Genomic DNA, 12,515 nt, shown 5'->3' with positions numbered 1-12,515 from the left:
GGAAGCGTTCTCCCGGTCACAAACACCGGGAAAATCGCCAATCAGGTCCGACTGACCGACAGCAACGACAAGGGCGGTGGAGCTGGACGCAAGAGAGCGGCACCGAGCAACAGGCCCGGTCCGTACGCATCGAGCAGAGTGACGCGCAGACGAGCGAGTGGCGCGGGCGCCAGGACGACGATGTCCGCCGCGAGCAGCGCGAGCACGCATGCCGCAACGAACATCGAATGCTCGGGCGCTTCACCTGGCATCGAATCGTCGCTGGCGGCTGCCGCAACTCCAGCCGCCGACACCCCGCCAGCATCGAATACGCTCGCGGATGCTGCCGACGGCACGGGCGACTCGGAGTGGTCACCCGCGAAAGTGTGCATGGCCATGAGGGCCGCGATCAGCACGAGGGCCGCGCCCGCCGTCAGGAAGAGACGATGCGCGCGCGAGCGGACGCCTGCCAGCGCCCTGATCGCCTCCATCGCCCGCCTCCTCAATCCAAGGCTAACGCCCGGAAAACTCCTGCGGTCTCGGCGACGAACGAGAGTGCGTCGCCCGGCAGTCTTCCAGCGCTTCCCAGCGTATACCCCTTAGGGGTATTGTGCACGCGAACGTGGAGAAGATCCTGCGCGGGTCGGAGTCCGCATGGTCGTTGCCGAGGTGCTCCCCGAGCACAAGGCCGACGCGGTCGGGCGGCTGCAGGCCGAAGGCAAGGTCGTCGGCATGGTCGGCGACGGCATCAACGATCCCCCGCCCTCGCCCAGCCGGCCGTCGAGATGGTCATCGACCCCGTCTGCGGCATGAAGATCGATCCCGCCAAGGCCGCGGCGACCCGCGTCCACGACGGCGTCACGTTCTATTTCTGCTCGCTCAGCTGCGCGGAGACCTTCGACGCAGATCCGCACCGGTACGGGCACCCCCAGCCCCACGCCGCCTCGCACTGACCCTGCGGTCTGCGGTCATTCGGATCTGTCGGGCGGTGTCGCGGATTCTCCATCGCAACGCCGTGACCGCGGGCCCAGTGGCCGATCTTTCCGCGGTGGCGGAACGCGACCCCGCCGACCGTGACGTGCAGCCCGACTGCGACGATCGTCCCGAGAATGATCACGGCGAGGGCGGCGGCGCCCCAACGGGCCCACGCGGACGCGACGACCGACGCACCCAGGAGGCCGAGATGGACGATGACCGCCGCCGCGGCGATAGCGGCCAGAACCAGGAGAGGCGTCTTGCGGGGCGACTGCCGTGCCCGCTCGGAGGCTGCGGGCCCCGCCGGCAATGCGCCGGAATCGTCGCCATGGGTGTCGACTCTGGGGTGGGGCTCTTCGCTGGACGGCGCCCAATCGACCTTGAGGCGATCGCGCCGGCCGATCGTTTCCACCCGTCGGCCGATACCTGACCGGAGTCGCCCGAGGGCATCCGCGTCCTCCGCCTGAATGCGGACAGTCAGCATGTCGCTCGTGGCCCAGAGGGTGCAGGTGCCCCGGTCGAAGCGGATGGTGCCGGCGGTCTCCGACCAGTCCACTTCCTGAACGGCCGGCGGCATCTGACCGCCGTGGCTGGCCAGTGACCCGTGCGGCATTCCGCGCATCTGTCCGAGGTGACGGCATAGCTGGACAAGGTACCGGCTGGCGCGGTCCGTCGGGATGTGCGCTTCGGCGAAGAGCATCGGGATCCTCCCATCCAGGCGGGAGCCGACGATGCGGTCATCCCGTTCAAGTTAGTCGGGACATCGTAGGCACAACGGTGCGCCCGCCGATGACGGCCAACACCCGTAGCGTCGATCGCTGGCGGTATAGACCCTACGCGCGAAACACGGCGGCCCGGGTCTCCGTCACGGCACCGGATCGGATCCTTATCCGACAGTTCCCCCTTGCGATGTCGCTTCACTTAGCGGTCCCTCAGCGAGCGCCTCGAGGGTGAACGAGATGCCGGGCACGGGCGATTGGCGACACGTACCCGATTGTCGCCCCAGCCGCGATCCTCTTTTAGTGTGCAGAGTGGTCTCCTGGCGAGTCGGGCAGTTTCCTTCTGTGGACGTGATCGCGCGCCTCGATTCAATGAGCGTCCCGCGCGACGCGTACAGCGTCGGTCAGAATTCCGATGAGTGCTATTCGGGACGGGTGGGGCGAGTCGCCGTTGGCAGGCTCGGGGACATGCCCGATGACGGTGCGCCTCTTGCGACCCGCGGCTGAAGCCCGACGACGAAAGTGGCGCGACACACCTCGAGGACCGGCCCCGCACGAGCTCCGACGGCCCCCACGCTGGCGACCGCCGCGAACACGGATCCACCGCCAGGCTGCCCACCATAGGCCGCGACGACGGAGACGTCCCGACGAACCAACCGTGCAATGCACGCAGGCACCAGTCGGTGAAGGAGTCAGCCTGAGCGACATCGAGAAGCATTCCCCTGCATGTACCTGCATGTGTAAAAAAGTGCTGGCTATGGGTAAAAAAGGGTCGTACTCTGGCGGCGTGCGTGGAGGGTTGGAGCGGTGGAAGAGGGGTGTCGGATCCCGTGGGGTCGGGCACGCGATCGACTATGCGCTGAACGGCACCTGCGACGCCCACCTGCACCCGTCCGCCGGCTCCGATGCGCTCGAGGCGTACAGCAATGCAGCCGCCGCGTCTGTCACCCGGTTCGTGGTGACCGACAGGAGGATCACGGCGGACGATCTGTCCGCGGGCGCACTCCGCGTGTGGGTGACCGGTCATGATCCGGTCACGGGGCAGGAGCGTGGTACTCAGCGGTTGAGTGCGGACGCGGATCTGCTGTTGGACGCGACGCTGAATCATCCGAAGTCGTTCAGCATCGCGGCGTTGCTGCATCCGGAGCTCGCGTCGGAGTTCGAGGCGTTGCAGGATCGGCTCCGCGACCGGATCCTGGTCACCTGGCTGGCTGAGTTGAACGCACGCCGCGGGCACGCCGGTCTCATCCGGGAGGACCTGGCCCGGGTCGAGGTCGTCGAGCTGCAGCACCGTCGCTCCCGGGCGTTGGACCCGCATGCGCACCGGCATTTGTGGTTGAACGTGAAGGTGCAGGGCGTGGATGGGAAGTGGTCGAACGTGGACTCGCGGGTGGCGATGAAGCTGCAGACCCTGATCAACGCCGAAGGCGAGCTCGCCGCGCACACCGACCCGCAATGGATCGCCGCGCTCGCCCGGCATGGGTTCACGCTCGGCGAGGACGGTGAGGTTGCGGAGCTGGCGGGCGTGGTGCGGCCGTTCTCGCGCCGGTCGGCGCAGATCGAAGCCAACAGGGCAACGCTGATCGCAGAATGGTCCGCTGAGCACGACGGGGCGAACCCGAGCATCCGGGTGCTCATGCAGATCGACCGTAGAGCGTGGGCGATGTCACGCCCGAACAAGCCCGCCACCCTGGACGAGCAGTCCTGGGAAGACACCATCCGCGACGAACTCGCGACCCTCGACCCCGGACTCACCCGAGACCGCGCACCGATCGGCATAGTCGCGACGCCGATCGCCGCCCTCGACCTGGATCTGCTCGCGGAGGCGGCGGTCATTGACGCCGACGAGCGGTCCACCCGCACGGGCGGCCGGTTCAGCTTGTTCGACCTGCGCGGCGGCGCGGTGCGCGCCCTCTCCCGCTCAGGTGTGGTCGCGCCGCGCGGCGAGCTGACCGCGACGATCGAGGAGATCGCGGGTCGCGCGAACGCGAAGGTGGTTCGGCTTGTGAAGGAGACCGGCCTTCCCGGGCATGTGAAGGCGTTCATGGCGACCGAGACGATGCGCCTGAAGGTGCGCCTCGCCGGCCGCCTGGATGCCCTGGCCACCCCGGGCCGTTCACGCCTGCCGGACGAGCTGCGTCGGGCCGCCGCATCCATGGATGGCTTTGACACGCTGGATGCGTCGCAACTCGCGGCCGCGGGGGCGATCGCCGGCACCGGGGGCCTGGCCGCGATCACCGGGCCGGCTGGGGCGGGGAAGACGACGATGCTGCGGGTCGCGTACGCGGCCCTGGCGGGGCAGGGGCGGCGGATGCTGGTGGTCGCGCCGACCCGGAAGGCGGCATCCGTCGCGTCCCGCGAGGTCGGCGCCGACGCGTCCAGCCTGCACGCCCTGCTCGCCGACCACGGCTACCGGTGGAACACCACCCCCGCCGGCGCCCAGGCCTGGACACGACTCGCGTACGGCGAGGCAGACCCCGCGAGCGGGGTCGTCTACGCGGGGCCGTCGCGGTTCGTGCTGCGGCGGGGGGATCGGATCGTGGTCGACGAGGCCGGCATGGTCGACCTGCACACCGCGACCGCGCTCGTCGACCTCGCCCTCGAACAGCGCGTCGGCGTCGCGATGGTCGGCGACCCGCACCAGGCCCTCCCGGTCGGGCACGTCGGGGCGATGGCCTCCGCGGTGCGGTACGCGACAGCATCCGTCGAACTGCACACCGTGCACCGGTTCACCGACCCCGACTACGGTGCACTCAGCCTGCGCCTGCGCAACCCCCGCAACCAAGACGACGCCCTTCGTGTTGCGCGGGAGATGCTCGAGCGCGGGCACGTGCACCACGTGCACAGCACAGAAGACGCACGCAACGCGATGGTCGCGGCGTACCTGAACGGGCATGCGCGCGGGAAGCGGGTCGCGCTGGTGTGCGGCACGAATGGGGAGGCGGATGCGATCAACGATGCGATCCAGCAGCACCGCATCGACAGCGGCGAACTCGACCCCACCGTGCTGGCGCTGGGGATGGGGGAGCAGCGCATCCTCGTCGGCGACACCGTGCAGACCCGCCGCAACGACCCCCGCGCCGGGGTCGAGAACCGCGCGCAATGGGTCGTCCGCGGGATCCGCGACGACGGCATCACGCTCATGGCGACCAGCGACAGCGGCGAACTGCGCCGCGTCAGCCTCGACTACGCCCTCGAACACGTGCAACTCGCGTACGCGTCGACCGTGCACGGCATCCAAGGCGAAACGACCGATGCCGCCGTGGTCGGGCCCGACGTCGACGCAGCCGGACTCTACGTCGGACTCACTCGGGGACGCCACCAGAACACCGCGATCACCGTTGCGCGCGACGACGAGGAGGCGATCGCCAACCTCGGTGCGACCATGATGCGCGGCACTACCGAACTCACCATCCAGGATGCCATGCGTGCCGCGGACGCCGAACTGCAGCGGGCCGCACGGGAGCGCGCGATACAGGCCTCCGCGTCGTGGGCCGCGCCGCGCTCATCACCCTCACGGGGCGGGATCTCGCTCTGATCGGTGGCGGTGCCCCTCACGTGGTACCAGTGGGGAGTGCGCGAGGCTTCCGCATATCTACGGATCCACGTTCCGCAATTATGTGAATAACGGCCTTGACCATCGCTTTACTGGATATTAATATCCAGAATATGAGAACAGAGGCGCCGCTTCTCGCTCCGATCTTTCGGTCGGACGGACAGGCGCGCCTGCTGTCGGCGCTGCTTCTCAGCGCCGACGAGATCAGTCTGACGGAGCTGGCGTTGAGAGCGGGCGTGGCGTACCCGTCGGCGCATCGCGAGGTGGGTCGTCTGCTGGATGCGGGCATCGTCGTGGAGCGACTGGTTGGGCGCACGAGGCTGCTGCGCGCGAACGCGGACAGTCCGCTGGTGCCGCCGCTGCGGGAGATCCTGCTGATCGCGACCGGCCCGGTGGCGCTGCTGTCTGCGGAGTTTGCCGGGATCGAGGGCATCGAGTCCGCGTTCCTGTACGGGTCGTTCGCTGCGCGGATGCAGGGGGTCGAGGGTGCCGCTCCGAACGACATCGACGTGATGGTGATCGGCGCCCCCGACCCTGATCTCGTCTACCAGGCGTGCGACCGAGTGGAGGATGTCGTTCGTCGCCCCGTGAACCCGACGATCCTGAGCCGATCCGAGGCCGGAGCAGACTCGGGCTTTCTCGCTCAGGTGCGGGACGGCGCGGTCGTGCCGATCGTCGGTGAGCTGCCGTGGGCGTGACCTCGCTGACCGCGGCGCAGCAGCAGGCGGTGGATGCTCTCGTCGCGGCCCGGCGCATCGAGAAGGTCCTCCCCGACGCTGGCCGTGCGCGAGCGTTCCTCGCGGCGGCGGCCGATCGGATCAGTCAGCTGCCGTTGCTGACCAGCGTGGGCGTGCGGTACGACATCGCCTACGACGCCGCGCATGATGTGGGTGAGGCGCTGCTCGCGGCGCACGGGTACCGGACTCGGAGCGGCTCGGGTCAGCACGAGGCTCTTGGTCGCTTCCTGCGTGCCGTGCTCGACACTCCGCCCGGAGAGGTGGCGGCGAGACGGTACGACCGGCTGCGCCGCGCGCGAAACCAGAGCCACTACGACGCGAACCCGGTCGGCGCCGCAGAAGCCGACCTCGCCCAGCGCACCGCTCAGGAGCTCTACGAGGCTGCGGTCGCGCGAGGCGTGGAAACGTAGGCGATCAGGCCAGCACTGTTGACTGCCCGAGAAGCAAGGCCAGCCGCAGTCGTTTCCAGCGGGACGACGTTCTCTGCCGCCCCCGCGGGCGGCTCACTTATCGACGCCGAAGATCCGCAGCAGGGCCGCACGAGGAATCATGCGACGCGGACCGAGCGTGACGGTGGGAATCGTCCCACTGTCGATGCCGAGTTTGATCGTGCGGTAGTCAACCCCGACGAGCTGGGCGGCATCCTTCATCGTCAGGGCGAGCGACTCATTCGACTTGTTCATTCTCCATCTCCTTGAGTGTGCGCAGTTCGTGTCAGCGCTTGCGCACAAGATACACCCGGTGCGAGCAATTCGCGACATGGATTGCCCGTGTCGGTGATTCGTGGAAGAGTGTTGGCGTGCCTGATCAGTCCCCGCAGATGAGGCGATACATCACTGATGTGTCGCCTGAGCGGGTGAGCGTCGGCGACGGCGTGAGCATCCCGCGAGGGTGGACCACGGTCATCGAGGGCGATGCCGCGATCCCCGGGACAGCGAAAATCACCGCGGAGTACGACACTTCCCTGAACCGCGCGGTCGTCACAGCCGTGGTCGTCGAACGGGGCGGAGAGGGTGTGGAGATCACCTCCGCGATCCTTCGCGAAGTCAGTGTGCAGTCTGCTCTGCAGGATTCAGGCTTCTTCGTCACACGAATCACCGAGGCCGGCCGAGAGCCGGAAACCGTGCGGGACTATGTGCACCGCGTGATGAACGACGGCGGGCAGGTGGACATGATGCGGCTGTGCACCACCGTCTATCGGGCGGCGTACACCGTCAGCCTGCCCCCGCTGAAGTTCGTCGCAGACCAGGTCGGCATGAGCGTGAGCACCGCAACACGTTGGATGTCGCGCGCGCGCAACGCAGGCCTTGCCGAAGATCTGATCACGCGGGAGACCTACAACCGCATGCAGGCCGATGAGCGCAACGAAGCGCAGCGTCGGGCCTTCCAAAGCGGCCCCGTTGCCCGACCCGGCGGCGGACGCGGTGGCCCGTCGATGGGGATGTAGGTCGACCCTCCACGCCAACGGAAGGAGATGGCGATGAGCGGAGCTCCGGATCCAGCCGATGAGGCGCAGGGACGTGAGAAGAAGCAGCGACGCTCCCGCTCACGCCAGCCGGGCTCTCTTCAGGAGTACCCGACATGTGAGGGCAAGCGGTGGCGGTTCCAGATCTACGTCCCGAAGGACCCCGAGTACCCCGAGCTCGGCTCGCGCCGGCTCACTCGCTCCGGGTTCACGAGCACCGAGGCGGCGAACGACGCCCTGCAGGATGCGCTGAAGCAGCGCAAGCAGAACGACAAGTTCTCCGGTCAGGTGCCGCTCATCGGCCCGTACGCCGACGAATGGGTGGCCGGGCTGAAGCTCGCGGACTCGACGATCGCGGGCTACAAGAAGATCATCCGCAACCACATCACCCCGCAGTTGGGAGACATCCGGCTCGACAAGCTCACCGCCACCCGGGTTGCGCGGCACTACCGTGACCTCGAGAAGCACGGTCGCGCCGACAAGCTCGGCAAAGGTCAGCCGCTCTCGGCCAACAGCGTCCACAAGATTCACGTGGTCCTCGGCGCGATCCTCGACGCCGCGATCGAGGACGGGCACCTCACGGTGAACCCGACGAAGAAGAAGCGCACCGTGAAGGCGCCGACCTCGAGCGAGGTCCGGGCGCAGAAGCCCGAGATCGCCACGTGGACCGCGGAACAGCTGTCCACGTTCCTCGCCTGGGACCGTGACGTGCTCGAGGACGAACTGTTCCCACTGTGGCGACTCATCGCCTTCTCCGGCATGCGCCGTGGCGAGGCGCTTGCGCTGAGGTGGAACGACATCAACACCAAGACCATGCGCATCAGCATCCGTCGCGCGGTAAACACGGAGAACTGGTCGCAGACCAAGACCACCAAGACCGGCAGCGCCCGCGTCATCGACATGGATGCGGAGACACTGAAGGTGCTCGCCGCCTACAAGGTCGCTCGCGCCGAACTGTCGTTCGAGCTGGCAAAGGCCGATGCCTTCGTCTTCTCAGACGACGACGGCAGACTGCGATCGCCCGACGCGATGACGAGCCGATGGGATCGCCGCCTCAAGTCGGCCACGGCCACCTTCGAGAGCCTCACCCGCGTCACACTCAAGGGGCTTCGGCACACGCACGCGACCCTGCTGCTCGAACTCGGAGAGCACCCCAAGGTCGTGCAGGAGCGCCTCGGGCACTCCACGATCACCACGACGATGAACATCTACAGCCACGTCACCCCGACCATGCAGAGGTCGGCGGTCGACCGCTTCGCGGCCCATCTCGGAAAGGCCTAGCACTTTTTCTAGCACTTCGACCAAGAATGGCCTCTGACCGGAACTATGAAATCCCAGGTCAGGGGCCATTCTTACTTTGTGCGCGAGGGGGGACTTGAACCCCCACGCCCTATACGGGCACTAGCACCTCAAGCTAGCGCGTCTACCTATTCCGCCACCCGCGCAGGTGGTTTTCGGTTTCGCAACCGAAGATCGACAGTACCAGATTCCGAGCCAGACGCGGAATCGGGGCCGGGCTCATCCCGCCGAGACACCGAAGAGCAGACCGAGCACGTACGTCACCGCCGCCGCCCCGAAACCGATCGCCAGCTGCCGCAGCCCTCGCCGCAGCGGCGGCGCACCCGACAGCAGGCCCACCATCGCTCCCGTGCCCAGCAGCGCCGTCCCGACGAGCACGAGGGCCAGGACGACGGCGGGGAGCCCGCTGAGCCCGAAGATCCAGGGCAGCACCGGGATGATCGCGCCGGACGCGAAGAAGAGGAAGCTCGACCCGGCGGCGCCCAGAGCACTGCCGACCACTTCGTGATCGGCTCCGGCGGCGCGGTGCAAGCGGTACGGCTCACTGCGGTCGGCGGCCTGCGCGGCCTCGACGATCTGGCGCGCACGCTCCTCGGCGTCGCGTTCACCGACACCCCGCGCACGGTAGACCAGAGCGAGCTCGTTGGCATCGAGGTCGAGGTCCGGCAGCACATGGTCGGCGTAGTCACTCGGCTCCGTGGCATCCAGCAGTTCCCGCTGTGAGCGCACCGACACGTACTCCCCCGCCCCCATGGACAGGGCGCCGGCGAGAAGGCCGGCGACGCCGCTGAACAGCACGAACTGCGCCCCCACGCCGGTGGCGCCGATGCCCATCACGAGAGCGAGGTTGGAGACGAGGCCGTCGTTGGCGCCGAACACCGCGGCGCGGAACGTGCCGGACAATCGCCGCCGCCCGCGCGCGGCCAGACCTCGCACGACCTCACGATGGATCTTCTCGTCAGCGACCATGCGTGCCGTCGCGAACGGCTCGCTCTCGTACGGCGAGCGCCCTTCCGCGTTCTGGGCCAGAGCGAGCACGAAGATGGAGCCGAACCGCCGAGCCATCCATCCCAGCAGGAGGGAGCCGAGGCCCGGAGAGGGCAGGCGCGACGGTTCGCCGCCGAGCAGTTCGAGCCAGTGCGCCTCGTGGCGCCCCTCGGCGTCGGCCAGGGCCAGCAGGATCTCGCGCTCCTCGCCTTCGCGGCGCTGCGCGAGGTCGCGGTACACCTGCGCTTCCGCGCGTTCGTCGGCGAGGTAGCGCGCCCAACGGCGGCGGTCACGAGGCGTGGGAACGGGCTGCGCGGTCACGGGAGTTCACGCTAGCCGCGCGTGGTGCCGGGTGACTCCCGATCGCCGGGATTGCCAGCATTTCGGACGTCCGAACCCCGCGCGATCTCGGCCAGGAGTCCGCGCTCGCCGCGGCGCATCACGATCGCGTGCGCGGCAGCGAACGCGGGCCGCAGAACGGGGCTCGCCACCCGCATCCACCGGCGGACGAGGGCCACCTCCCACACCCACGTGAGCCCCGTCCGCGCACCGGCGGCGCCGCCTTCGGGCGTGAGCCGGAGACTCCCCCGACCGGCCAGGTCGCCCGTGCTCGCGGCCGCCAACAGTCGGGGCGGCGTAGCGGCGGTGATCGTGAGCGCGACCCGCAGACGATACCCCCACGGGCTGCGCACCTGCAGCCGCACGACGTCGCCGGGCGTGGGCAGGTGGGGCTGGGGCTCGACGCGGACGGCCGGCCACCACGCGACGACGCCCGTCGTCAGACTCCGCTCGCACAGGCGCCAGCACTCCTCGGCGGACACCGGCACGAGCCAGTGCGAAGTGAAGGCGTACTCCCGCGACATGCGCGCGAGTGTAGCCGTCGCCGAGGCTCGATCAGGAGCGCACGCGCGAGCGCAGCACCTCGATCCGCGCTTGCAGTTGTGCCACCGTCGCTCGCGCGACCTCGGGTCCCCCGCAGATCCGGCGGAGTTCCGCGTGCACGGCCCCGTGCGGCTCTCCGCTCTGGCGCGCGTAGAGACCGACGAGGCTGTTGAGCAGCTGACGCTGTTCGCGCAGCGTGCGGTGCAGCGCCGGCGGCAGTGTCGACTCGGCATCCGGTGCCTCGGTGACCGCCGCACCCTCCTTCGCCTCGCGGGCGCGGCGGTGCCGGCTCTGGCGGGACTGGCGCTGCATGAGCAGTTCGTGGACGTGCTCGGGCTCGAGCAGTCCCGGAAGGCCCAGGAACTCCTCCTCCTCGGGCGTTCCCGGCACCGCCAGCTGACCGAACTCCTTGCCGTCGTAGAGCACACGGTCGAAGTGGGCGACCGAACCGAGCGCCTGATAGGAGAACTCCTGCTCGAGTTCGTCGGAGGCCTTGTCCTCTCGTTCCGCCTCGGCGAGCAAGGTGTCTTCGAGCCCGTCGTCGTCGCCGCCCTCGCGGTCGAGGGCGTGGTCGCGCTCGCGCTCCATCTCCCCGGCGAGCGTGAGCAGCACCGGCACGTTGGGAAGGAAGACGGATGCCGACTCGCCCCGGCGCCTGGCCCGCACGAAGCGGCCGATCGCCTGCGCGAAGAACAGCGGCGTCGACGCGCTCGTGGCATAGACACCGACCGCGAGGCGAGGAACGTCGACGCCTTCGGACACCATGCGCACGGCGACCATCCAACGGGTCGTCGCCGTGCCGAACGTCTCGATGCGGCCCGAGGCGGCCTTGTCGTCGGAGAGCACGACGGTCGGCGCCTCGCCGGTGATCTCGCGCAGGATCGCGGCGTACGCGCGCGCCGCCGTCTGATCCGTGGCGATCACCAGTCCCCCGGCATCCGGGACGTCCTGGCGCACCTCGCTCAGCCGGCGGTCGGCGCTGCGGAGCACGGCGGGGATCCAGTCGCCCTCCGGATCGAGGGCGGTGCGCCAGGCTTGGGCGGTCACGTCCTTGGTGTTGTCCTGACCGAGGTGGGCTTCCAGCTCGTCGCCGGCCTTCGTGCGCCAGCGCATCTTGCCGGCGTAGACGAGGAACAGCACGGGACGCACGACGCCGTCCGCGAGCGCGCGCCCGTAGCCGTAGTTGTAGTCGGTGCGCGAGAGGCGGATGCCCTTCTCGTTCGGGTGGTACTCGACGAACGGGATCGGTGCCGTGTCGCTGCGAAACGGTGTGCCCGACAGCAGGAGGCGGCGCGTCGCGCGACCGTATGCCTCGCGCAGCGCATCGCCCCAGCTGAGCGCGTCACCGCCGTGGTGCACCTCGTCGAGGATCACGAGCGTGCGCGCGTCCATCGTCAGACGTTGATGCACCGACGCCTTCACGGCGACCTGAGCGTAGGTGACGGCGACGCCGTGGAAATGACGAGCGGGCGCGCTCTGACGGTTGGTGAACCGCGGGTCGAGTCGGATGCCGACACGAGCTGCCGCATCTGCCCACTGGGTCTTCAGGTGCTCGGTGGGCGCGACCACGACGAGGCGGTCCACGATGCCGCGGCGCAGCAGTTCACTCGCCAGACGCAGCGCGAAGGTCGTCTTGCCGGCGCCCGGGGTCGCGGCGGCGAGGAAGTCGCGTGGGCCGGAACCCACGCCGTCTGGTCCGTCGGCGGAGAAGTACGCCTCGAGCGCTTCGGCCTGCCACGCGCGGAGATTCTGCGCCGTTCCCCAGGGGGCGCGCTGCGGGAAGGCGGGCGAAAGGTGTTCGGCGGCGAAGCTGCCGAAGTGCTCCTGTCCTCGCTCGTCCGTCCCGTCCACGACTGACCACCCTAAACGACGCCTCCCCCACGGCGGCTCTCTGCGGGAAGGCCTCTGGCCGGTAG

At 68.9% G+C, this 12,515-nt stretch carries 12 protein-coding genes, 1 tRNA gene and 1 pseudogene; 7 read left to right on the top strand and 7 right to left on the bottom strand.

What is annotated here, in order from left to right; translation table 11 throughout:
- Positions 1-41: 41 nt before the first annotated feature.
- Positions 42-470 carry a DUF6153 family protein gene (locus tag JOE53_RS04945; protein ID WP_204946952.1) on the bottom strand — a complete coding sequence of 143 codons (429 nt, stop codon included), beginning with the start codon at positions 468-470 and terminating at the stop codon, positions 42-44.
- A gap of 163 nt (positions 471-633) precedes the next feature.
- Between JOE53_RS04945 and JOE53_RS15095 the strand changes: the two genes are divergently transcribed.
- Positions 634-792 carry a hypothetical protein gene (locus JOE53_RS15095; RefSeq protein WP_325168469.1) on the top strand — a complete coding sequence of 53 codons (159 nt, stop codon included), beginning with the start codon at positions 634-636 and terminating at the stop codon, positions 790-792.
- Positions 765-845, top strand: a pseudogene (locus JOE53_RS15090) (hypothetical protein); the annotation flags it as partial. The gene JOE53_RS15095 and the pseudogene JOE53_RS15090, both read left to right, overlap by 28 nt.
- Here the strand turns inward: JOE53_RS15090 and JOE53_RS04935 are convergent.
- Positions 845-1,654 carry a DUF2218 domain-containing protein gene (locus tag JOE53_RS04935; protein WP_061681490.1) on the bottom strand — a complete coding sequence of 270 codons (810 nt, stop codon included), beginning with the start codon at positions 1,652-1,654 and terminating at the stop codon, positions 845-847. The pseudogene JOE53_RS15090 and the gene JOE53_RS04935 sit on opposite strands and share 1 nt — an antisense overlap.
- Positions 1,655-2,460: 806 nt before the next feature.
- Between JOE53_RS04935 and JOE53_RS04930 the strand changes: the two genes are divergently transcribed.
- The 3 genes from JOE53_RS04930 (at position 2,461) to JOE53_RS04920 (ending at position 6,376) form a co-directional block, all read left to right on the top strand.
- Positions 2,461-5,211, top strand: a complete 2,751-nt coding sequence (locus JOE53_RS04930; protein WP_061681492.1) for an AAA family ATPase — start codon at positions 2,461-2,463, stop codon at positions 5,209-5,211.
- Positions 5,212-5,342: 131 nt separating this feature from the next.
- Entirely contained in the window at positions 5,343-5,927 is a 585-nt protein-coding gene (locus tag JOE53_RS04925; protein WP_204946951.1) for a winged helix-turn-helix domain-containing protein, read from the top strand.
- Positions 5,924-6,376: a hypothetical protein gene (locus JOE53_RS04920; RefSeq protein ID WP_157556961.1), complete on the top strand. Its 453-nt coding sequence runs from the start codon at positions 5,924-5,926 to the stop codon at positions 6,374-6,376. Before JOE53_RS04925 ends, JOE53_RS04920 begins: the two co-directional genes overlap by 4 nt.
- A gap of 93 nt (positions 6,377-6,469) precedes the next feature.
- Here the strand turns inward: JOE53_RS04920 and JOE53_RS04915 are convergent, their stop codons facing one another.
- Positions 6,470-6,649 carry a helix-turn-helix domain-containing protein gene (locus JOE53_RS04915; RefSeq protein ID WP_061681499.1) on the bottom strand — a complete coding sequence of 60 codons (180 nt, stop codon included), beginning with the start codon at positions 6,647-6,649 and terminating at the stop codon, positions 6,470-6,472.
- A gap of 38 nt (positions 6,650-6,687) precedes the next feature.
- Between JOE53_RS04915 and JOE53_RS04910 the strand changes: the two genes are divergently transcribed.
- Entirely contained in the window at positions 6,688-7,413 is a 726-nt protein-coding gene (locus tag JOE53_RS04910; RefSeq protein WP_157556963.1) for a hypothetical protein, read from the top strand.
- Between the two features lie 33 nt (positions 7,414-7,446).
- Positions 7,447-8,712 carry a tyrosine-type recombinase/integrase gene (locus JOE53_RS04905; protein WP_204946950.1) on the top strand — a complete coding sequence of 422 codons (1,266 nt, stop codon included), beginning with the start codon at positions 7,447-7,449 and terminating at the stop codon, positions 8,710-8,712.
- Between the two features lie 79 nt (positions 8,713-8,791).
- Here the strand turns inward: JOE53_RS04905 and JOE53_RS04900 are convergent.
- From JOE53_RS04900 to JOE53_RS04885, 4 genes are all read right to left on the bottom strand, one after another.
- Positions 8,792-8,876: transfer RNA gene (locus JOE53_RS04900), tRNA-Leu, on the bottom strand.
- A 73-nt stretch (positions 8,877-8,949) separates the two neighbouring features.
- The gene (locus JOE53_RS04895; protein WP_204946949.1) at positions 8,950-10,038 is read right to left on the bottom strand and encodes a VIT1/CCC1 transporter family protein; all 1,089 of its coding nucleotides are present in this window, start codon (positions 10,036-10,038) and stop codon (positions 8,950-8,952) included.
- Between the two features lie 11 nt (positions 10,039-10,049).
- Positions 10,050-10,580: an SRPBCC family protein gene (locus JOE53_RS04890; protein ID WP_204946948.1), complete on the bottom strand. Its 531-nt coding sequence runs from the start codon at positions 10,578-10,580 to the stop codon at positions 10,050-10,052.
- 31 nt (positions 10,581-10,611) lie between these two features.
- On the bottom strand, positions 10,612-12,450 hold the full coding sequence (locus JOE53_RS04885) for a DEAD/DEAH box helicase (RefSeq protein WP_204946947.1): 1,839 nt from the start codon (positions 12,448-12,450) through the stop codon (positions 10,612-10,614).
- Positions 12,451-12,515: the final 65 nt, after the last annotated feature.

It is taken from the genome of Microbacterium laevaniformans (assembly GCF_016907555.1).
Lineage (GTDB): Bacteria > Actinomycetota > Actinomycetes > Actinomycetales > Microbacteriaceae > Microbacterium > Microbacterium laevaniformans.
This window is presented reverse-complemented; position numbering and strand designations above follow the sequence as displayed.